A 21617-nucleotide genomic window follows, 5' to 3' on the forward strand; every position below is an offset into this window, starting at 1 on the left:
TTTTCACCTCTAAGCTCTATTCTTTTATTGCGCCCTCACCGATACCTCCAACTACAAAGAATTTTTGATTTATAGTATAGACTATCATAACTGGAATCAATGTTATTATTGATGCAGCAAAAACCAAACCATATTTAGTAGCATGCTGTCCATTGATCCTGTGGATGACGATTGGTAATGTCAATAGATTCTCTTTCGCACCTAATATAATCTTTGCTGTCAAGAAATCGTCCCATGTTCCCAATAGAACGAGAATCGCCAATGTTCCAATAGCCGGTCTAGCTAAAGGCATTACAATCTTCTTAAATATCGTAAAATGTGAACCTCCATCAACCACAACAGATTCAATTAATTCATTGGGAATAGCTTCAAAAAATCCTCTTAGGAAAAAGGTATTACCGCATATTCCTGTACCGATATATAGTAATATAAGTCCTCTTCTTGTTCCTATCATACCTAATTGATTAATCAACATAAACTGAGGTATTATATTCAATACGCCTGGTATCATAAGCGTAAATAAATATAACTTGAATAATAATTCTTTACCCCTAAATGGAATTTTAGCAAAAGCATATGCTGATAATGCGGAAATAAATATAACGATTATGGTTGTTACAAAAGTAATAAATGCACTATTACCAAAATAGTCAAATATATGATAAACATTTACTATTTCTTTAAAGTTATCAAAAGTAAATTCTTTTGGTAACAATCTAGGTGGATTAGGTAAAGAAAATGTGAATGTCTCAAATGAATTACCTATCATTATAATAAATGGAAGCATGAAAATTACAGCACCCAAAATGAGTAATGCCCATTTAAGTATTTTTCTAATGTTTTTCAATATGATTCATCTCCTTTAATAATCCACTTTCATTTTTTTATTCAATATAAGAGTTACAATCAATATGCTAATGGCTGTTATCAATCCTATAGCCGCGCCTTCTCCAAATTTATACAATTTGAATGTACGTGTATATAATAAATATTGAAGTACACTTGTTTTTCCTCTAGGATCTCCTCCTGTTAGAACGAGAACTTGTAAAAATACGTTGAATGATCCTATCAATAATTGTATAGTTAGAAAAAAAGTAGTTGGTTTTATTAAAGGTATAGTAACATTTTTTAATTTCTGGAATCCAGTTGCACCTTCAATAGCTGCCACTTCATAATAACTCTTGTTGATACCTTGTATTGCCGCTAAATACAACAACATAGCATATCCAATATTTTTCCATATTCCAAGTATCCATATGGATATATTTCCACCCCATTCTGTTTTCAGCCAGTTTATGGGGGTAGATGTTATATGTAGAACATTAACCAATAAATAATTTATTGGTCCTTGGATACCAGGATTAAATAAATACTTGAACACTAATCCCGCAATAATCCATGAAGTGATAACTGGTAGATAATAGATCACTTTAAAGGTTGTAGAAAATTTCTTAATAGAATTAATGGCTACTGCTATAATAAGTCCTAGAAATAATGTTATAGGTGTTACAACGACAGCATATAAAATATTATTTCTATAAGCAGTAAAAAACCTTTGTTGAGATTCTGTGAATAATGCTTTGAAATTATCAAGTCCTGTAAAAGTCAATTTACCTGAAATAATGTCATAATCTGAAAAACTGATTTGAATGTTTTTCAACATTGGATAAAATATGAATGCAACAGCTAATATTAATCCAGGTAGTATAAAGATAATCGCCTGCCAAGATTTATTATATATCTTGTTAGATTCATTGTGTGTCTTTTTTCTGACCTTACTAGTCCTCATGTGTCAACCCTCCAATGAAGTTAATAATAGGTCTATCCTAGAATACATACTTTTCTAAGATAGCCCTATGTATTAATTATAATTAGTTATTGCTAAGAACCCCATCTATCAACTCGGCTGCATTTGTCAACCCCTCTTCAGTTGTTACTGCCTCAGTTAGAATACTATCAAAAGCGTCTTTTAGATGTTCTTCTATTGTAGCCTTTTCAGGTGATGGAATACGTGTGTTAGCATTGTTCAACTGTTCAAGATAAACAGACCATACTTCATCACTTGTCAACTCTTCATTTTTTGCTGCTGATTTTAATACTGGCATCTGTCCCATTTCTTTTCCCATCAACACTTGTACTTCTTCGGAAAGTAAGAATTGGACAAATTGGAAAGCTTCTTTTTTATGTTCACAACTGTTGAATATACCTATGCTCTCACCACCTACTATTGAACTTGACTGGTTATCATAAGTTGGAATAAGTGCTGGTTTCAGTCCTGAATCTTCCCAATCTTCTGTGAAGGCAAAGAACCATGGACCTTCAAGGAACATTGCATATTCTCCAGATTTTATACCATCCCAAGCATCTGTACTTCCATCGATTTCTTTGATTGTGAACATTCCTTTATCATGAAGTCCTTTTAATTTATTGACTGCATTAATGCTTTGTTCACTATCAAGATATCCTGTTGCTTTTGTAAAATCTTCATTAGTTATAACACCACCAAATGACCAGAAATAAGGTAGGAAGTCCCAATCTCCCGCACTTGAAACATTCATTGTATATTCCCCTTTTTCAAGGCTTGCATCAATGAATTCTTCCATAGTCTTTGGAACATCATCAAATCCTAATTCTTTTAATTTATTCATATTGAATATTGCCGCTTTACAGCTACTATCAAGTGGCAAACCATAATACTTACCATTATAATAATTGGTAGCCATAGGTCCATCAAATAAATTAGATTTCAATTCATCAAAACCTTCCATATCATCTAATGGTGCTAATGCTCCCATTTTAGCTAATCCGGAAACATCTGTTAAATCAAGTCTAGCAATATCTGGTGTAGTATTAGTACCTGCACTAATGACTATCTGCTCAGCATATTGATCATTACCTTGTGCTACCACCTCAATTTCAATGTTAGGATATTTTTCATTGAACATTGGAATAATGGTATCTTGGAAAAATGGTGTTTCCTTATCTGCACCATAGTTATGCCAAAATGTCAGTTTTACTTTTTCACCCGAAGCTTCTTCTTGGTTGAAATCCTCTTCTTTTGTTTGACCGTCAATATCATTTACACTATCTTTCGCATCATCACTTTTAGTACAACCAGTAAACATAAGTGTCAATGCTAACACTATAATCATTGTATTTCTTATAATCTTCATTGTATTTCCCCCTAAGATATAAATTTTGTATATGTATAATTATAGTTAAATATGAAAAAATTCAAATAACTAAATCTGACTTTCTTTATACAAAACCTACTTTTTTTATATTTTCAGTTGAAAAATATGAATGGGATATTATAATTAAGAAAGGTAAAGTGTTGAAATGATATGTAATGTGGTTGTAATCGTTATTTGAGATAGGAACATAATATAAGGAAGTGTGTAGAGAATGATTTTTCATATGAAAACGGATGTTTTACCTATGGTTAGATTTATTGGACAGATATATTATCATCAGCCTTGGAAACATTTCGAGCGAAAGGCAAACGAGTTTATAGTATATGTCATAAAAAGGGGAAATATGTTTATTGAAGAAGATGGGATTAGATATCATTTACATAAAAAAGATATATTCATCTTTGAACCCAATAAAAATCATAAAGGGTATAAATCTGCATCTTGTGAGTATTTCCATATACATTTTTCAAATTTAGGATTATGTGAAACTGATTTTAAAGATATCATTACTTTAGCTAATGAATTACGAAAAAGACGTTATTGTGCAACAACAAGCAATTGTCTATCTAGCGAACTCCCTAATGATTCAAAATGTTTTTTACCTAAACAGTACTCTTTGGAACATATTGATTATTATTCTAATAAATTAAAAGAATGTATTAATAATTACGAAATAAGAATTGAAAATTATAAAGAAATAATTTCAACAGAACTTCTGAATCTTTTTATAAGAATTTCAAGAGAATTCGCTTCAAATATTATTGAATCCTCTTCTAATCAAATAAGTAAGCCACAGCACAAAGCTACAGAAGTCTTGAATTATATAAACAGTGAATATACCAATAAATTGACTGGCTATGTCATAGCTGAACATTTTGACTCTAATTATGACTATCTCAACAGATGTTTCAAACAGCTTACAGGACACACGATAATAAATTATATCAATATGTTAAGAATCAACAAAGCTAAAGAACTGATATTGACAACCAACATGAAATTTACTGAAATAGCTTATCTCGTTGGCATAGACAATCCATATTATTTCAGCAAATTATTCAAAAAATATGCTGGGTGTACAGCAACTGACTATTACAATAATACTATGCTTCTTCCTTAGATAATAATTCATAATAGTAATCAGCTAAATCATTATACTTATTGATAGCGTCTATTCCTTTATCACTGATACCATATATACCTCTATCTATTTTAGTAAACCATTCATGAAAATTATTGTAAAGAATAGATGTTGTCTTGTTACCTGTTCCTAGTTGTCTTAATTCTTTTGGTGATAATTCTCCATATTTTTTCAAACAGCAAGCAATATGTAAAGAATTTTCTTTATACGCTGTCATTAGTTTCGTCTTACTGCTACCTCCTACATTAAAATCACCATATCGTCCTTCAATCTCTGATATGACATTATTTTTCTTTTTTTTAGATAGCTTCATACTTTGTTTTCTATTAAAAGGTTTGGGATGATATACAATTTGTACTAATGGTTCTTTACCTGTAAAAGATACATAAATAAGACCAAGTTCTAATCTTCTGATTAAATATAGCTTATCTTTCCACTGCTTTGAAAATGTTCCCTTAGGGCGTTCTATGGCAAGATAGACTTTATCAGTCAATCTCTGTCCTTTAGTTCCTTGAATCAACAACTTCATGTTAAGACTCTTCTTAAGTTCAATCAAGATCAATTCATCATCTTTGATTGCTGTAACATCTATAGATTTCACTTCACCATTAACTTGGTAACCTAACTGTGTAAAATAATCATGAATAGGTTTATATAAATCCGTTTCTTTTATATTCATTGGGTTTCTCCATTAAAATTTATAGTAACATTATATACCAATTTCTCTTTTTAGTCGATATATGAAAATTAGATAAGATATTACTTCAGGAAAAAATCCAATCTGGAACTAGAACAATCTTGTTGGTTGTTCCATTATTGTTCATTCTACTAAGTTATATGGGAATTGAAGGTGTATTAGCTGGCAGTTCCAGTACCAGAAACTATGTCAGCGATTATTTGTATTATTATGATTCATGACTTCAAGAAAAGAATTTATCATCAATATCCAAGTTTTAGGTAATATTACAATTATTCTCCATTATTTTATAAATTTAGGTATAATTTATAAAAAATTATAAATACTAATATTGTTAAATTATTTACTAAGACTACAGGAGGAAAAATATATGCATAATCAAATGAATGGACAACAAGGAAAAAATGCTATTCAACACGTACATGATGTACAATCTCAACTTCAAAGTGCAAAAAGTTGCTTAAATCAAGCTATAAGCACAGTTGAAAAACCAGAAAACAAGAAGAGAATACAAGATACTCTTAATGCAGTAGATAATGCGTTAAATACTTGCAACACCACTATTACTAATTATCAAGAATCATAATAACACAACACTTGATAACCCTGTCATATTCGTTATGACAGGGTTATAATAATTAATCAATTGTTATTTTCTATATATTTTTCTATCTTTGCACTTATCTTATTATCTAATTCTCTTAATGCATCAATATATTTGTTAAAGCTATGGAACTCTTCAATACTCATATGGAATAATATCTTTTCCAGATTCTTTCTTATTACGTTTAGCCTAATCCTATCTTTATCTTCTATTCCATTGACATTCAATATTTTTATAGTAGTTATCAATGCCTCTATAACATCATCTCTTCTATCATTATTGATTTTATTTAAAAGCTCTTCGTCATTTTTTATATTTTCACATTTCAATATATCCTCACTATGGGATTCAACTTGGTTTATCAATGATCTGGTATATCCTACTATACATCTGTCCTCATTACATTCACCACAATAATTCTTTCCTGGACATAGCTGTTCTATATCATCATTCAGTTTTTTATAATAATCATATAATGTCTTCGATACCTTCATATACTTGGATTTTTCTTGGGATCTTATCCTGAATATGGTCTTGATTCGTATGAAAGATATTATACCTACCACCAAAAAGAATATTATCACATATACAGGATTAAGGTATTCACTTGGAACTGTAGCAAATAACTTGGTCACACCAAAAATCATGAAAATTGATGCTGCCAATAATTTTATTGCGAATTCTGGTATCCTGTTCCCTAATTTTCTACCAACAAAAATTCCTAATCCTCCCGTAACAATCATTGCAGATACTGACCCCATTAATATCAGTAGGGGATAACTTGCCTCAGCAGATAGAGTAATGGCTGTTAGTTGGGTCTTGTCTCCTAATTCTCCAATAAAAAATGCCATAGCAACTGTTAACACTGGACCAAAAGACATTCTTTTCTTTTCTTCTTCCTCATCATCCTCTTCAATCTTCAAAGTCCATAATGCAAATCCTACAAAAGCAAAACCTGCAATCATCTGAAGTGTTTCAACTGGAATGAATCTACATAAATAACTGCCTAATAAAACAGCCAAACCATGATTTAATAATGCTCCAAAAAAAATACCCATCAAGACAGACTTGACTTTATAACGTGTAGCAAATGCCATAGCCAATATCTGTGTTTTATCACCCATCTCGGCAATAAAAATAAGTCCAAAGGCTTTAATAAAATCAGCAAACATTAATTTACCCTCCATATAGTTGATTTGTTAAGATATCATTAGTATTATTCTTACATAATAATGAATATATATCATAAGAAACTCATTATCCGTAGATAATGAAATAAATCTTATATCTCAATAATGAACTAACCTCCTCGTATCAAAAATTTATAATTATAAGAAGTATCCTATAACATAAAAAGTATATAAGTTGAATTTCCATTAAATTAAGACTTAGCTTTATAAAATTTTCAAGGAAAACCTATAAAATAAAAAAAGAAGTAAGATTTAGATTGATATATTAGCATATAACTAATATACCAATCTAAAAGTCTCACTTCTTTAAATTCTATTTAAAGCGAATAAAACCAGGATTTCTCCATTATGTTGATTTTATTCATGACTATTCGTCACAGTTACTCCCTTTTAGAAACATCTAAGATTTTATCATATAAACAGTAAAAAGTAAATATAAAATTAGCAAATAATAATTATTATCACTTATATTTGAATCATTATATATCCAAATAATTTCTGGATATAGAAAATATTATAATAAAGAAATATTCAAGTAATTCTTATATAGGTTTAGCTGGGGAGCTTGTAATTAATTGTTCATAACTTACTCCGTACTTTATAGCAATATCTTTAGCATAACTCTGACCTAGAGGTATACCTTCCTTAACCTTGAAAGATTGAACATCATTAATAGATCCGCTTACTAGATTAACAAATAAAGGTACCCTATTATTATTCAATTCATTTATTTTTTCTCCTAATTCATGTAGATGTGTATTAAAAACAACTGTTGCCCCCAATAGTTGAAGTGCTTTCAAAATATCTGTAGCTATTATCAAGCTTTCTAAATGGCTTGTACCATCAAATGATTCATTCATCAACAAAAGACTTTTATTAGTCATTTCAGAGAATATTTCTGAGAATCTCTGACATTCTTCACCTAATCTACCATAATTAATGGTTGCTATTTCTTCTGCTGGAAAATGCAAATACAACTTATCAATTAATTTAATGGTGGCTTCTTTAGCAGGTATATAAAATCCAAGTTGTGCAAACCAGTATATTTGTCCAATAGATTGTGTAAATGTTGTTTTTCCACCTCTATTAGCACCCGTTAGAATAAATATATTCCCCTTTGAATCAATATTAAAATCATTATAGACCATTTCATCATTCTTGCCCTTATCAGCCATATCATATGCTAAATTAATATTATAGAGTCCTTGTATCATGGTTTCATCCTCATTGACTATTTTAGGTTTACATAGGGAATATCCATTATTAATCATCTTATCATATATTTTGAGTGCAATTTCATAAAAAGTGATTTCTGTGGTTAACGGTACATATATAGAAAGCAAACTACTGTTGAATTGATCGCAAAAAGCAATTAATTGTTTCATAGCTGGAGCGATGATTTTTTCAATATTATTAAGTGCTTCTGGCATAGCTAAACTTTCAGGTGCAAAAAGTTTTCTTGGTATAGCTTTTAGTTCTCCCAAACCATAGCTAACTACCTTAGATATTTTTTTCAATTTTCTACTGTATTTAAAAGGTTTATCTTCAAGTGATAAAACTATAGCTTCAACAGGTTTTAGGTTATTATCAAAATTGATACCTACTTTCAGACCATGAACTCCTTCATCCATATCTTTTATATGATATATATCTTGTTTGAAATTCTGATATACATCACTATCTATAGTTGATTCTATAAACCCTTGTAGTTCTAATAAACCTTTAGATTTTATATTAGAATTTTTTAATATACTGCAAATGTTTTCAGATAAATTCATTACGTCAGCCACTTCATCAATTCTTTTTAATAAATTATAAAGGGTTGCTTCACTTTCGAAAGCGAATTTTATCATGTTTTTGATTTCACTACATCTATCAAAAGTGTTTTTTAAGGTATCCAGAAGCATATTATTATTAATGAAATCAGTCAATATGTCTTGCCTATATTCAATAGTGGTAACTGAGACAGGTATTTTTTCCATTAGTTTGATTAAGTTGCCTTTTATGTTTTTTTTCAAATCATTCATTAATAAAGATATGTTAATGTCTTCAATAGTCTTATCATCTAATTCGAAGTATTCATCAGAGTCATTATCCAACCACAGCAAACTAAAACTATACTTTTCACTAATATTCAACATTTTGCCTCCAATCTGTCTTTCAACTGGCTATATGTTACATTATATTTTTCAGCTATTTCTTTTGCATGACTACTCCCAAGAGGTTGTCCTCTATATACTTTATAAGTATTTTCCCCATTGGTAAAACCAGTTACCATACTTATTACTAGCGTATCATTTTCTAATTCTTCATTTAACTGAGAAGTCTTTAATCCCAACTCATGTAAATGAGTATTAAATATCATTCTGATTCTTTTATATTTCACTGCTTTCAATACTTCTTCAGCTATCTTCAAGCTCTCCAAATGACTCGTCCCTGAAAAAGATTCATTAAGTAGAATCAAGCTTTTTTCTGTAGCTTGTCTATATAATTTACTAAACGCATCACATTCTTTTCCGAATTTACCTAGATTGACTGTTTCTTTTTCTAATGTAGGAAAATGTGTGAAAACACCATCCGTCAGACTTATTTCCGCTTTACTTGCAGGGACCAACAAACCTAATTGAGCAAATATCTGAATTTGACCTACAGCTTGTGTTATAGTAGTTTTACCTCCTCTGTTAGCTCCTGTCAATATTATGATTCTGCCTTCATCACCTATTTCAAAATCATTATATATGATTTTTTGATTAATATGATTATTATCATCTGATGATTTTTCATAAGCTAAAGCTGCATTATAACAATCTTTTAGAACCATACTCCTATTATCTGGAGATAAAAGCTTAGGTTTACAAATAGGTAATTCATTATTTTTCATAAGTAATAACAAATCACAACTGGATTTATAAAATGTAATTTCCCTAAGTAATGAAACAAATGGTTTCGTATCTATCTTAGTATATTTTTGAGTAAAAGATTTTAAAACACTTTTATGAGCTTTTAATCCATATTCAATTTCATCCATTAGATTCCAGTCAATTTTATTAATAGAAAATACAGGTGCATAGTTCTTGATATGAGTACCTAAAAACTTTTCATTAACTTCAATAGCAGTCGAAACTTTTCTAAAAGCTTTGGGATATTTATATTTATATTCACTAACTTTTGTCACCTGAGCTTCAAACGGTCTCATAACTGGAGACATATTAATCGATAACTCTATACCTTTTATTTTGCTAAAAATATATCTAATTTCTTTTAAATCTTTTTTCATCTGAATATAATTACTATCGCTAATTATTCTATCTATATTTTTCCGTAGATTAATTAATCCTTGAGCTGATGGATCATAATATAATAATGTTTGATTAAGAGACTCTATACAATGAATTGATGTTTCCACTGTTATCATAAGATCAATTAAAGAATATAAATTGGACCGCTTGTCCTTTAATTTCCTGTTCTTCGACTTTAATTCATAAAAACCCTTTAGATCATTTTCTAAGTCTATTATGAAATCAGGTTTATTAATAAAATCTGCTAATATGTCTTGTCTGTACTTGATAGTAGGTTCATCCATACAAATATTATATATTATGGATTCATTTTCTTCACTTATTTCAATAAGCTTTTTATATATGATATTAAGATTCAGATCCTTAATTACCTTTTTATCAATGCTTCTGGTTTTTGAGCCTTCCAGCCATAATAAACTATCAAACAATTGTTACATCTCCTTACCCTTTAGCATGTATTATTGTTATCTATATTCTACCATAATTAAGAAAAAATGTTACTTGGTGAAGCAAAAGATTTTTATACATAAGCAAATACAAAAAAAGACAGCCTCAATTTAGTTATTTCATCAACTAAAACGAATCTGTCTTGGTTACTATTTTTTAATATCTACTACTAATCATAATATGACTTTTTCAACCATACTCCTATAATTATATCCTTGGTTATATCCATTTATCAGGTGAGAAGTCTTGGAAATATCTCCAATCAATATACCACCAACAAATTTATCATTAACAAAATAGAGTTTTCTATAAATACACTTATCAATATCTTGGTACATAACAGATTTATATGATAACTGTTCATCAACTCCTAGATTACCTATAGAGAAAACTGTCATATCCATACCATTAAATATATTACTAGGTACTATATTTTTATAAACCATTATATCTCCAACTGCATTAGCTCCTGCTACTTCTCCTTGTTTAACTGCCTGAGCCCATATCAAATAATTTATTCCATGAAATTCAGCAACATCACCACAGGCATAGATATTCTTTTCACTCGTTTCCATATTCTCATTAACCAAGATACCCTTATCAATATCTATATCTATATCTTTCGCTAATTGTATATTAGGTCTTACTCCACTAGATACAATTACCATTTCTGCTTCTATCATCGTTTCATTATCCAACTTCACACCTGTCACGGCATCACTACCTAATATAGATTCTGCTGTTACCCCTTTATAGATACTGATACCTGTTTTATCAATACCTTTTTCAAATACTTTTGCACCTTCTTGGTCTAATTGTTTTGGTAATATTCTAGGTGCCATTTCGATAATTGATACATCAAGTCCTAGTTTTTTCAATTCCCATCCTGCTTCAAGTCCAAGTAATCCTGCTCCTATTATAATTACTTTTTTACACTTGCTGGCATATTCCTTAACATTATCTGCATCAGCTAAAGTTTTAATAGTAAAAACTCCCTTTTTACTAATTCCTTCTATCGGTGGAATAAAATTATGACTACCAGTTGCTAATATCAATTTATCATAACTGATTTTTTCTCCTTTTTCTAATACGATTTTTTTATTGATCTTATCTATCTTAGTTACTGCAATACCAAGTTTCAAAGTAATATTGTTTTCATCATACCATTTGCCATTATGCAAATAAAAATAATCTTCATCATGGCTATTACTTATATAATCTGAAAGGCTAGGTCTATAATATGCATAGTTGGGATCTTTATCTACTATAACTATATTGACATTTTCGTTTCTTTTTCTAATAGATTCCGCAGCAGATATACCTGCTGCATTATTTCCTATGATTACAATAGATTCTCTAGTCCCAGATGTATATTCTACCTTTTCTTCCTCATACAATTCGAATTCTTCTCTACCAACTCCACATGTTGGACAAATCTCAGGAGGTTCTGTCCCTTCAAAAATTTCACCACATATAATACATCTCCATAGCTTTGTATTGTCATCTTTTTTTTGTAATGTATTCATTATAATTCCTCCTAATGTTTGCTATATTTGAATTTTATTATTATTAGATTGTATTTCATCTCTAATACTATTGTATCGTTATTAATAATTATTGTCAAGTAATTTATATAACTAATTAATAATAATAATCTTTTGTATGCATTATATTTTTTATATCATCAATACTTAATAATGTACATTAGAATTTCCAATTATGTCTAGCAATTACAAAAAAAGTAAATATATTTATAAAAAAATTATTGATAACCAACATAGTATTTATAATCTATTGCTTTATTTACCAATTAATGCTAAAATTATATCAGATTAAACTTTATTTTAAGAAAAATACAAATTTTAGTGGGGGTTCATTATGTCAAATACATTCTCTATTATAAAAAAAGGATATTCACCAGAAGAAGTTGATGACTACCTTGTTCAACTAGAAGAAACTATTGATAATTATAAATTAGAAGAGCAATATATTTCACAAGCTTTGGTAGAATCTCATATTACTGCTAAAAAAATTATAGAAGAAGCTGAAATTACCGCATTTGAAATTGAAAAAGATGCTCTTATTCAACTTGAACACCTTAAACATGAACTTGAAAATACTAAAAAAAAGCTTGAAAGTTTTAAAAATGATTATGATATTTTCTTAGAACGGTTTAAAGATTCTTTTACTACTAATGAATTGCAAAGTGTTGTAGACACTATTAACCAATTAGATGAAATTGTTAGTTTGCCTAAAAAAAAGAAAGCTAAGAAAAAAACTAAGAAAAAAGCTGTTTAGATTTTTTATGTATATTACTTATAAAATGCAAAAAAGGTCAAGTCTCTTATGACTTACCTTTTTTTATTAGAAGAAGAGCTATACCTTTACAGGTTATTAGCCTATGTTTTAATCTATAAAGATCAACATGATTTTCTTCTTACTAATTCGTATTTGATCTTTACTATTTTTCTTCTGTCATCTTTATTTATTAATCTATTTATAATAATCTTAGCAGCTTCTTCTCCCATTTTGTCTACATGCTGATTAAAAGATGTTAATCCCACTTCAAAAATGGAATCGATATAAAAATTACCGAAGCTTATCAACTCAATATCTTCTGGAATTCTTATACCTAATCTTGCAGCTTCTTTATAGAATAACAAAGCTGTTATATCGTTAAAAACCAATATTCCCTGTAAATCTTTATTATTAAGTAGATAATTGTGTATATTGTTGCTTATTGCATTATAATCATAGACATTTTCTTTTTTGGTATTAGTATGACTTATTACCAGATTCTCATTTATGACAATATCATTATCTTTCATTGATTGAAGAAGTCCATTCAATCTACCTTTTGTCACAGATGATTCAATAGAGTAGGGATAATAGTAACCTATATTATTGCATCCATGTTCAATAAACGTTTTTCCGGCTTCATATCCTGCATCAAAATCTTCACCGATGACAGCATCAAAAGGCAAAGTTTCAAAATACCTGTCAATACACACTATAGGAATAGGGCAGTTGACGAATTCTTTTAATTTAGTATTTTTTTCTTCTTCAAGACACCCACATAGAATAATTGCTTTTGCACCTTCATTGATTGCGTTATTTATTTTATCATATTGACTATCAGCATTATTCATGGAGTAGTACGTAGCTATATTCAAACCAGCTTGGCTTAATACTTTTTCTACACCTAATATGATATTAGAATTGAATTCCGAAAACAAAAAGTTGTTATCATGAAAAATCAAATCTACTCTATTAGTTGTATCTTGTTTATGATAAGAAAAATCTTGAACGAATGTACCTACCCCTTGAACTCTGTATAAATAATTTTCATGTACTAGTTCATCTATAGCTTTTCTAACTGTAACTCTACTAGTATCAAATAGTTTACACAGCTCGTTTTCACTGGGAATAGTTTCTTTTGTTTTATATGTTCCATCCTGAATATGTTTCAATACATAATTCTTCAGAGTTTTATACTTGGGTTGAACATCCATATTTTCACCTTATTTTATTAATTCTATATATTTATTATATTTTGTTCTTAGATCATCAGCATTTTCTGGTACAAATCTAGAGATTTCAATGGAATTTCTCACAATTTGTCTACCTTGCTTAATATCTTCTATTTCTCCTAATCCAATTCCTTGAAGTAATATATTACCCATGGACGTAGCTTCTTTCGGTCCTGTTATCACTTCTTTTTCAGTTGCATCAGCTACTAACTGACATAATAATCTGTCTTGGATTCCTCCTCCAAACATATGTATTGTATTATATCTTTTATGAGTTGCTTTTTCAATACCCTCTATAGTATATTTTATTGTCAAAGCAAGACTTTCCTCAATTACACGAACTATCTCGCCAATGGTTTCTGATACTTTTTGTCCTGTTTCTTCACAGTATTTTTTAATTTTATTAGGCATATCCGAAGGAGAATAGAATAATTTGTCATCAGGATTAATGATTGATGATGTTTCTGCTTTCAATCCTTCTTCAACCATTTCACCAAAACCTATATTGATACCGTCTTTATTCCACTGTCTCTTGGATTCTTGAATCAGCCATAGTCCCATTATATTCTTGAGTAGATTGACTTTTCCACCTATTCCACCTTCATTGCTAAGACCGTACTTCTTGGTTGTTTCATTAACAAGTATGTCATCATTTTCAACACCAACCATTACCCAAGTACCTGTAGCAATAAAAATGAAATCGTCATCAAGTGCAGGAATTGCGGCAATCGCAGAAGAAGTATCATGACTTCCTACACTTACTACTTTACAATCATTTATATCCAGTTCTTTTTTAATACTGTCCGTTAATTCTCCTATTTCCTTACCTGGTTGGATTATTTCAGGAAATATATTTTTTGCCAGACCAATCTTCTCTATCAAGTCATAATTCCAATCCCCATTACGGTAATCATACAACTGTGTAGTTGTTGCGATGGTGTATTCAGCTTTTTTGACTCCAGTCAATATATAATTGAATAAATCAGGCATGAGAAGCATTGATACAGCATTCTCAAGTCGGTATGCATCTTCTTTCTCAGCTAATAATTGATATATTGTATTATACTGATTACAATCAATACCGCTTACGTATAGCAGTTCATCTTTACTAATGTATTCGAAACATTTTTCAATCATATCATCTGTTCTGTTATCTCTATAATGGAAAGGATTATTGATAAGTTCACCTTTTTCATCTATCAAACCATAATCAACGCCCCATGTGTCTATACCTATACTTTTTATATCTTCTTTATTGTTTTTGCAAATCAAAAGGCATTTCTTGATTTCATGTACCAATCTCAAAAAATCCCATTGTAAATGATTCTTGAGTTTCACAGGTTCATTGTCAAATCTATGTACTTCCTTCAAAATGATTTTATTATCTTTTAACTCTCCTATAATACCTCTTCCGCTACTTGCTCCAAAGTCGAAAGCCAACATTTTCATATATAATCACCCCATATTATATTATTGTTTCACTTGTAGTTACTTGTAATTACAAGCACAATTATAATATACTTGATTAATTAATCTTTGTCAATTGAAAATGTCACCAAGCTTTGAATAAAAAGATTAGTGACATCATTAATTAATATATCATAATAGGTAATTCAAAAAAATGATATTTAAATTACTTAAAAAATTTGAAACTTATGCATACACAAATATTTGAGCTAAATTTTATAAATATTAACTAAATATATAATATTTTTTAGTTATAATTTATTATAAAATACTTTAGTTAATTAAAATAAACTAGATTTTTACATACAAATTTGACATAATACATAAGTAGGGATATAATGACAATTAATGACAAATATATATACTTTTTTAGTGAAATGAGGTGAATACAGTTAACATATTGTTAATTTTTTAACAATCTTTTTGTAGGTTAAAGTATTAATTAAAAGGAGTTTAGAGATATGAATAATAGTTCAAGTATAGTATTATCGGAGAATCAATGGTATGAAATTGATAAAATAATTAAAGATACTGGTAATGATCAACATAGATTAATTCCTATGCTGGAAAAAATTCAAAATTATCTAGGTTACATACCAGTATGTGTTCAAGAGAAAATATCTAAAAAGACAGGTATTCCAGAAGCTGAGATTTATGGTGTTGTATCTTTCTACTCTTATTTTACGATGGAACCTAGAGCAAGACATAGAGTACAAGTATGCCTAGGAACAGCTTGTTATGTAAAAGGTGGAAAAGAGATAGCTGATAGAATTAAAACTCTATATAATGTAGAAGCTGGACAATCTACTACTGATGGTCGTTTCACTTATGAAGAAGCTAGATGTTTTGGAACTTGTGGATTAGCACCTGTCATAGTTGTAGATGGTGAAGTTTATGGCAAAGTAAAAGTGGAAGACATTGAACAAATATTAGGACAATATAAATAAAGGGGGAATAAAGTTGATAGTTAACAAAATATCAGATTTAGAATCAATAAAAAACAAGACACTAGAAATGACTAAATTAGATTCCGTCAAAAAAACTGCAAGAATCACTGTTCATATGGGAACTTGTGGAATAGCTTCAGGCGCAAAAGATGTTTTAAACAGCTTGAAGAACAAATTAAAAGACGAACATATTAAGAATATAGAAATTAAAACAACAGGATGTATTGGTATATGTTCCAAAGAACCATTAATTACGGTTGAAAGATTTGGTGAAGAACCTATCATATATGAATATGTTAATGTAGAAAAACTTAATGAAATATATGATTCACATATAAAAAAAGGAAATGTAATAGCAAAATATGCTCTAGCTAGAGGTAAAGAAGTAGAACTCGAAGAAAGAGTTGACAATAATGGTCATATAGAATCTCAAAAAATAGTAGATTCATCTATCAAGGGCATAGAAGAAATACCTTTCTTCCGCAAACAAAAAAGAATCGTCATGAGAAACAGAGGAGCAATAGATCCTTATAAAATCACTGACTATATATCAAGAGATGGATATATGGCAGCATATAAAGCAGTTACAGAACTTGATAGTCAAAAAATAATCGAGGAAGTTCTTGATTCTGGTCTAAGAGGTAGAGGTGGAGCTGGCTTCCCTACAGGATTAAAATGGAAATTTGCTTCCAAAGCAGATAGTAAAGAAAAATACATAATATGTAATGCTGACGAAGGTGACCCAGGTGCATTTATGGATAGAAGTGTCTTGGAAAGTGACCCTCATTCAATCATAGAAGGTATGATAATAGCTGCAAAAGCAGTAGGTGCTACAAAGGGATTTATATATTGCCGTGCCGAATATCCTCTTGCTGTAGAAATATTAAACAAAGCATTATCACAAGCAAGAGCTTATGGCATATTAGGTAAAAATATATTTGATAGCAATTTCGATTTAGATATAGAAGTATATGAAGGTGCTGGAGCTTTCGTATGTGGTGAAGAAACTGCATTGATACACTCTATTGAAGGAAAAAGAGGAAATCCACGATTAAAAATACCTTATCCAGCCCAAAAAGGTGTATTCTCTAAACCAACCGTTATTAATAATGTAGAGACTTTAGCTAATATTTCGCCTATCATTTTAAATGGAAGTGACTGGTTCAGACAAATAGGTAGTGAAAAAAGTAAAGGAACAAAAGTTTTTTCAATAACAGGAGATATCAACAATGTAGGTTGTGTTGAAATACCAATTGGAACCTCAATAAAAACAGTGCTTGATGACATTGCAGACGGTACTCAACAAGGAAGCACAATAAAAGCAGTACAATTAGGTGGCCCATCGGGAGGATGTCTACCAGCCAACTATTTTGATACACAATTAGATTATGAACCATTACAAGAACTAGGTGTAATTATGGGTTCAGGCGGTATGATTGCGATAAATGATAAGAAATCTGCTGTAGATATCGCTCGTTTCTTCATGAATTTCTGTGCAGATGAATCTTGTGGAAAATGTTTACCTGGCAGAGAGGGCACACGTCAGATGCTTAATATTCTAAACAAAATATGTGACGGTAAAGGTAATAAAGAAGATGTTGCCAAATTAGAAGATCTAGCACAAGTAGTTAAAAAAACAGCCCTATGCGGTTTAGGTAAGACAGCTCCGAATCCTATACTAAGTACATTGAAATATTTTAAAAACGAGTATGAAGAAGCAGTTAAAGAATGATAAATAAATTTTGAAAGGAGTGGTATTGTGATATTTAGTAATTCATTAGAATATGAAAAGATAACTAGTAATTTAGATAAAAAAAATGACATTATAACAATAATAGGATGTAATACATGTATTAGGGTTTCTGGTGCAGGTGGTCCTGATAAGATGAAAGAACTAGCGATGAAATTAAAGCATGACGGTTATAACGTTAAGGATGGTTTCATGTTGCCAATAACATGTATGGAACCTTACTTATTTACCGTGAAATTGAAACCAGAAGTCAATACTATCGTTTCACTGGCATGTACAGCTGGAACTTCAAATATAAAGAGAAATTTCCCAGACTATAAAATCGTAGAAACAGTTGATAATATCGGATTAATAATAGCTGATACCAATAAGGGTGTTTTAAAAATAGCTATGCCTTATAAAAAACATGAAAGTAAACTAGGAGCTGAATATCCTTTGGGTTCAGACGGAAAGAATCGTATGTCAAAAGAACAGATACCAGTAAAAGTAGAATTAAAAACATTATAAAATTACGGAGGTGAAATAATATGATAATTTCATTAAGAGATATAAGTTATGAAGACTTAAAAAATAAATTAAATAAAGATGACAAGATTGTATTATGGAGTTGTAATACATGTATAAAATTCTGTGGTATCGGCGGATATGACAATATGGTTTTGTTAGAAAATATGCTTAGAGCAGATGGTTATAATATTATTGGTAAAGAATTGATAAGTATAGCATGTATGTATTCTTTAGCTGAACAACATAAGAAATCAATAGATAAAAAGAATATGTTTCAAGAAGCTACAGCAATCATTTGCTTAACATGTGAAGATGGATTCGAAACAGCAGAATCAGTATTTAATGATAAAAAAGTCATTAAGGTTGTCAAAACTATTGGCGTAGGTAATTTCACTATGGATAGAGGTCCAATATTAACTGCACCATTCGAGTGGACAGGATTAGAACAAAACAATCAAGGATATTCTTTCCCTGAATTAGCTGAAAAATTACATCTGTATCCAACATTTTTTGATAGAAAAGAAGCTGCTGAAGATAATACAGATGAAAACATTTCCTTAACTATAAATAATAAAAAATGTACTGCAAGAATAGGTATGACTATAATGCAAGCTTGTGAAGCTAACTCAATTAAAGTTCCTCATCTATGTTATGAAGCTGATCTGACACCAGACGCTAATTGTCGCTTGTGCTTGTGTAAAGTAAAAGGTGAAAAAGAACTTGTTCCTTCTTGTGCTACTCCTGTTAGAGAAAACATGGAGATAATTACTCAAGATGATGAACTTGAACATGCAAGGAAAATATTACTTGAACTTGCATTAGCATCTCATGAACATAATTGCTTGACATGTTCAAAAGGTAATCCATGTATAGCTGGTAATTGTGAATTACAGAGTTTGGTACGTGATTATGATATTAAAGAAACCAGATTCCAACAAAACAAAGAAAAATTACCTGTAGATACTTCAAGTCCAGTATTGGTTTATGATCCGAACAAGTGTGTATCATGTGGAAGATGTGTAAGAGCTTGTAAAGAAGTCGCCTGTCAAAATAATCTAAGTTTTGTCAACAGAGGTTCCAAAACATGCGTTGCCGCAGGAGCTAACAAATTATTTAATCAAAGTGCTTGTGTTACATGTCTTGCTTGTGTCTTTGCATGTCCTACAGGAGCTATTACAGAAAAAATCAGTCACTTTGAAGGTGACGATTGGTTAGAGACTAATGTTTATCAATCTTAGATATTAGTTGTGGATATTGTTTTATTACAATTCAAGATTTATAATTTATAATTGAAATATACTCTGTTTAGTAAATAATAATCATATAGCATACCCTATAAACCCCTTCGAACATGCACATATTTGATTAAAACTAAACAGAGTTATTTATTAAATGTTTACCCTTTGAATAAAAGCTTTTGTTCTTTCGTTCTTAGTATTATTGAATACTTCTTCAGGAGTTCCCTGCTCGACAATAACACCACCATCCATAAAAATGACATGGTCTGCAACTTCTTTTGCAAAACTCATTTCATGAGTGACTATTACCATAGTCATATGTTCTTTAGCTAAATCCTTAATTACCTTCAACACTTCTCCCGTAAGTTCAGGATCAAGAGCAGAAGTTGGTTCATCGAAGAACAGTACTTTTGGATTAAGAGCAAGTGCTCTTGCTATAGATACACGTTGTTTCTGTCCACCGGACAATTGACATGGATACGCTTTTTCTTTATCAGCTATACCCATCTTTTTTAATAATTCCCTACCTATTCCATAAGCATCTTTTTTGCTTTTCTTCTGTACATGGATAAGTGCATCAGTTACATTTCTTATAACTGAGAAATGAGGGAATAGATTGAAATTCTGAAATACCAATCCAAAGTATCCATATATCTTTTTCATATCGTCTTTTAGAGCATATTTGACATTTCCATCATCATCAGTTCTTACAGCACAATCCCCATTATAGAATATTTCACCGGAATCTATAGTCTCCAGCATAGTTGCACATCTTAATAAAGTTGATTTTCCTGAACCTGACGGACCTATGATGGCTACTACTTTACCTTGCTCTATATTTAGTGATATATTTTTTATTACCTCAAGGTCATCAAAGCTTTTCTTAATATTATTCATTTCTAACAGTTTCATTGATAATGACCTCCTATTTATAGTAATCTAATTTTTTTTCTACTTTTTCCATAACTGTAGCTACTATAAGGTTAAATATATAATAGAATATCCCTGCTGCAACAAAAGGTATCATATCCGATCTTGCAGCAGCGATAGCTTTGGCTTGTTTAAACATCTCCGAAAAGGAAATAACATATGCCAGCGAGGTGTCTTTTACAAGAGTTATTACTTCATTGGTTACAGAAGGTAGAATACGCTTGATGACCTGTGGTAGAATAATTCTTACAAATGTTTGAATTCTATTATATCCAAGCAATTTAGCAGCTTCATACTGCCCTATGTCCATTGACTCTATTCCACCTCTGTATATCTCTGCAAAATATGCAGCGTAATTAAGTGAAAATCCTATTATAACTGCTACGAAACGATAACTTCTAGGCATATGTATACCGAAAATATAATACGGTCCAAAATATACTACCATCAATTGAAGCATAAGAGGAGTTCCTCGCATAATAGATATATATAACTTTATGAAATTTCTTAGTAAAAAGTTCTTGGACATTCTTCCCATAGAAACAATTAATCCAAGAGGTAAAGATATTATTAAGGTCAGAACAAATATCTCTACGGTTTTTAACATACCTTCACTTAATTTTGATAATAAAACTAATAAATCCAAGATTATCCCCCTTATTTTTTGATAAGCGTT

General features: G+C 30.1%; 19 protein-coding genes. 7 read left to right on the forward strand and 12 right to left on the reverse strand.

Annotated features, from left to right (window positions below; translation table 11 throughout):
• Nucleotides 1-16: 16 nt before the first annotated feature.
• The 3 genes from QMG30_RS20610 to QMG30_RS20620 all read right to left on the reverse strand — a co-directional run bounded on the left by QMG30_RS20610 (nt 17) and on the right by QMG30_RS20620 (nt 3173).
• Complete coding sequence (locus tag QMG30_RS20610) at nt 17-847, reverse strand: carbohydrate ABC transporter permease (protein WP_281818756.1); 831 nt, start codon at nt 845-847, stop codon at nt 17-19.
• Between the two features lie 15 nt (nt 848-862).
• A complete protein-coding gene (locus tag QMG30_RS20615) occupies nt 863-1789 on the reverse strand; it encodes a carbohydrate ABC transporter permease (protein ID WP_281818758.1) in 927 nt (308 codons plus the stop codon).
• 82 nt (nt 1790-1871) lie between these two features.
• On the reverse strand, nt 1872-3173 hold the full coding sequence (locus QMG30_RS20620; RefSeq protein ID WP_281818759.1) for an extracellular solute-binding protein: 1302 nt from the start codon (nt 3171-3173) through the stop codon (nt 1872-1874).
• 232 nt (nt 3174-3405) lie between these two features.
• Here QMG30_RS20620 and QMG30_RS20625 point away from each other — a divergent pair, with 232 nt between their 5' ends.
• Nucleotides 3406-4314 carry an AraC family transcriptional regulator gene (locus tag QMG30_RS20625; protein WP_281818761.1) on the forward strand — a complete coding sequence of 303 codons (909 nt, stop codon included), beginning with the start codon at nt 3406-3408 and terminating at the stop codon, nt 4312-4314.
• Here the strand turns inward: QMG30_RS20625 and QMG30_RS20630 are convergent.
• Entirely contained in the window at nt 4298-5014 is a 717-nt protein-coding gene (locus QMG30_RS20630; protein WP_281818764.1) for a DUF2161 domain-containing phosphodiesterase, read from the reverse strand. The two genes, QMG30_RS20625 and QMG30_RS20630, sit on opposite strands and share 17 nt — an antisense overlap.
• A gap of 388 nt (nt 5015-5402) precedes the next feature.
• Between QMG30_RS20630 and QMG30_RS20635 the strand changes: the two genes are divergently transcribed.
• Nucleotides 5403-5618: a hypothetical protein gene (locus QMG30_RS20635; protein ID WP_281818765.1), complete on the forward strand. Its 216-nt coding sequence runs from the start codon at nt 5403-5405 to the stop codon at nt 5616-5618.
• A gap of 56 nt (nt 5619-5674) precedes the next feature.
• Here the strand turns inward: QMG30_RS20635 and QMG30_RS20640 are convergent, their stop codons facing one another.
• From QMG30_RS20640 to QMG30_RS20655, 4 genes are all read right to left on the reverse strand, one after another.
• Nucleotides 5675-6808, reverse strand: coding sequence for a TMEM165/GDT1 family protein (locus QMG30_RS20640; protein ID WP_281818766.1), 1134 nt, complete (start codon nt 6806-6808; stop codon nt 5675-5677).
• A 560-nt stretch (nt 6809-7368) separates the two neighbouring features.
• On the reverse strand, nt 7369-8967 hold the full coding sequence (locus QMG30_RS20645) for a MutS-related protein (protein ID WP_281818767.1): 1599 nt from the start codon (nt 8965-8967) through the stop codon (nt 7369-7371).
• Nucleotides 8961-10553, reverse strand: coding sequence for a MutS-related protein (locus tag QMG30_RS20650; protein WP_281818770.1), 1593 nt, complete (start codon nt 10551-10553; stop codon nt 8961-8963). Before QMG30_RS20650 ends, QMG30_RS20645 begins: the two co-directional genes overlap by 7 nt.
• A 192-nt stretch (nt 10554-10745) precedes the next feature.
• A complete protein-coding gene (locus QMG30_RS20655) occupies nt 10746-12098 on the reverse strand; it encodes an FAD-dependent oxidoreductase (RefSeq protein WP_281818772.1) in 1353 nt (450 codons plus the stop codon).
• 352 nt (nt 12099-12450) lie between these two features.
• Here QMG30_RS20655 and QMG30_RS20660 point away from each other — a divergent pair, with 352 nt between their 5' ends.
• Complete coding sequence (locus tag QMG30_RS20660; RefSeq protein WP_281818774.1) at nt 12451-12870, forward strand: DivIVA domain-containing protein; 420 nt, start codon at nt 12451-12453, stop codon at nt 12868-12870.
• 122 nt (nt 12871-12992) lie between these two features.
• Here QMG30_RS20660 and QMG30_RS20665 read toward each other — a convergent pair whose 3' ends face one another.
• Both QMG30_RS20665 and QMG30_RS20670 read right to left on the reverse strand, forming a co-directional pair.
• Complete coding sequence (locus QMG30_RS20665) at nt 12993-14084, reverse strand: GntR family transcriptional regulator (protein WP_281818775.1); 1092 nt, start codon at nt 14082-14084, stop codon at nt 12993-12995.
• Between the two features lie 9 nt (nt 14085-14093).
• Nucleotides 14094-15551, reverse strand: a complete 1458-nt coding sequence (locus QMG30_RS20670) for a rhamnulokinase (RefSeq protein WP_281818778.1) — start codon at nt 15549-15551, stop codon at nt 14094-14096.
• Nucleotides 15552-16030: 479 nt separating this feature from the next.
• Here QMG30_RS20670 and QMG30_RS20675 point away from each other — a divergent pair, with 479 nt between their 5' ends.
• From QMG30_RS20675 to QMG30_RS20690, 4 genes are read left to right on the forward strand one after another with little or no spacing between them, the layout of a single operon-like run.
• Entirely contained in the window at nt 16031-16516 is a 486-nt protein-coding gene (locus QMG30_RS20675) for an NADH-quinone oxidoreductase subunit NuoE family protein (RefSeq protein WP_281818779.1), read from the forward strand.
• A 13-nt stretch (nt 16517-16529) separates the two neighbouring features.
• Nucleotides 16530-18248, forward strand: a complete 1719-nt coding sequence (locus QMG30_RS20680; protein WP_281818780.1) for a NuoF family protein — start codon at nt 16530-16532, stop codon at nt 18246-18248.
• A 27-nt stretch (nt 18249-18275) separates the two neighbouring features.
• Nucleotides 18276-18773 (forward strand): hypothetical protein, encoded by a 498-nt coding sequence (locus QMG30_RS20685; protein WP_281818781.1) that lies wholly within the window; start codon nt 18276-18278, stop codon nt 18771-18773.
• Between the two features lie 20 nt (nt 18774-18793).
• The gene (locus tag QMG30_RS20690; RefSeq protein WP_281818782.1) at nt 18794-20011 is read left to right on the forward strand and encodes a 2Fe-2S iron-sulfur cluster-binding protein; all 1218 of its coding nucleotides are present in this window, start codon (nt 18794-18796) and stop codon (nt 20009-20011) included.
• A 150-nt stretch (nt 20012-20161) separates the two neighbouring features.
• On the opposite strand, the gene QMG30_RS20695 is transcribed toward QMG30_RS20690, so the two are convergent.
• Together QMG30_RS20695 and QMG30_RS20700 are read right to left on the reverse strand one after the other, a co-directional pair.
• On the reverse strand, nt 20162-20923 hold the full coding sequence (locus QMG30_RS20695; RefSeq protein WP_281818784.1) for an amino acid ABC transporter ATP-binding protein: 762 nt from the start codon (nt 20921-20923) through the stop codon (nt 20162-20164).
• A 13-nt stretch (nt 20924-20936) separates the two neighbouring features.
• Nucleotides 20937-21587 (reverse strand): amino acid ABC transporter permease, encoded by a 651-nt coding sequence (locus tag QMG30_RS20700; protein ID WP_281818786.1) that lies wholly within the window; start codon nt 21585-21587, stop codon nt 20937-20939.
• Between the last annotated feature and the right edge of the window lie 30 nt (nt 21588-21617).

It is taken from the genome of Vallitalea longa, assembly GCF_027923465.1.
GTDB classification, from domain to species: Bacteria; Bacillota; Clostridia; order Lachnospirales; family Vallitaleaceae; genus Vallitalea; species Vallitalea longa.

Bases quoted from the DNA above. Each gene is read 5' to 3' on its own strand.
- QMG30_RS20670 (WP_281818778.1), bottom strand. From the start codon at position 15,551: ATGAAAATGTTGGCTTTCGACTTTGGAGCAAGTAGCGGAAGAGGTATT.
- QMG30_RS20695 (WP_281818784.1), bottom strand. From the start codon at position 20,923: ATGAAACTGTTAGAAATGAATAATATTAAGAAAAGCTTTGATGACCTT.
- QMG30_RS20615 (WP_281818758.1), bottom strand. From the start codon at position 1,789: ATGAGGACTAGTAAGGTCAGAAAAAAGACACACAATGAATCTAACAAG.
- QMG30_RS20630 (WP_281818764.1), bottom strand. From the start codon at position 5,014: ATGAATATAAAAGAAACGGATTTATATAAACCTATTCATGATTATTTT.
- QMG30_RS20660 (WP_281818774.1), top strand. From the start codon at position 12,451: ATGTCAAATACATTCTCTATTATAAAAAAAGGATATTCACCAGAAGAA.
- QMG30_RS20665 (WP_281818775.1), bottom strand. From the start codon at position 14,084: ATGGATGTTCAACCCAAGTATAAAACTCTGAAGAATTATGTATTGAAA.
- QMG30_RS20625 (WP_281818761.1), top strand. From the start codon at position 3,406: ATGATTTTTCATATGAAAACGGATGTTTTACCTATGGTTAGATTTATT.
- QMG30_RS20620 (WP_281818759.1), bottom strand. From the start codon at position 3,173: ATGAAGATTATAAGAAATACAATGATTATAGTGTTAGCATTGACACTT.
- QMG30_RS20675 (WP_281818779.1), top strand. From the start codon at position 16,031: ATGAATAATAGTTCAAGTATAGTATTATCGGAGAATCAATGGTATGAA.
- QMG30_RS20690 (WP_281818782.1), top strand. From the start codon at position 18,794: ATGATAATTTCATTAAGAGATATAAGTTATGAAGACTTAAAAAATAAA.
- QMG30_RS20640 (WP_281818766.1), bottom strand. From the start codon at position 6,808: ATGTTTGCTGATTTTATTAAAGCCTTTGGACTTATTTTTATTGCCGAG.
- QMG30_RS20635 (WP_281818765.1), top strand. From the start codon at position 5,403: ATGCATAATCAAATGAATGGACAACAAGGAAAAAATGCTATTCAACAC.
- QMG30_RS20645 (WP_281818767.1), bottom strand. From the start codon at position 8,967: ATGTTGAATATTAGTGAAAAGTATAGTTTTAGTTTGCTGTGGTTGGAT.
- QMG30_RS20655 (WP_281818772.1), bottom strand. From the start codon at position 12,098: ATGAATACATTACAAAAAAAAGATGACAATACAAAGCTATGGAGATGT.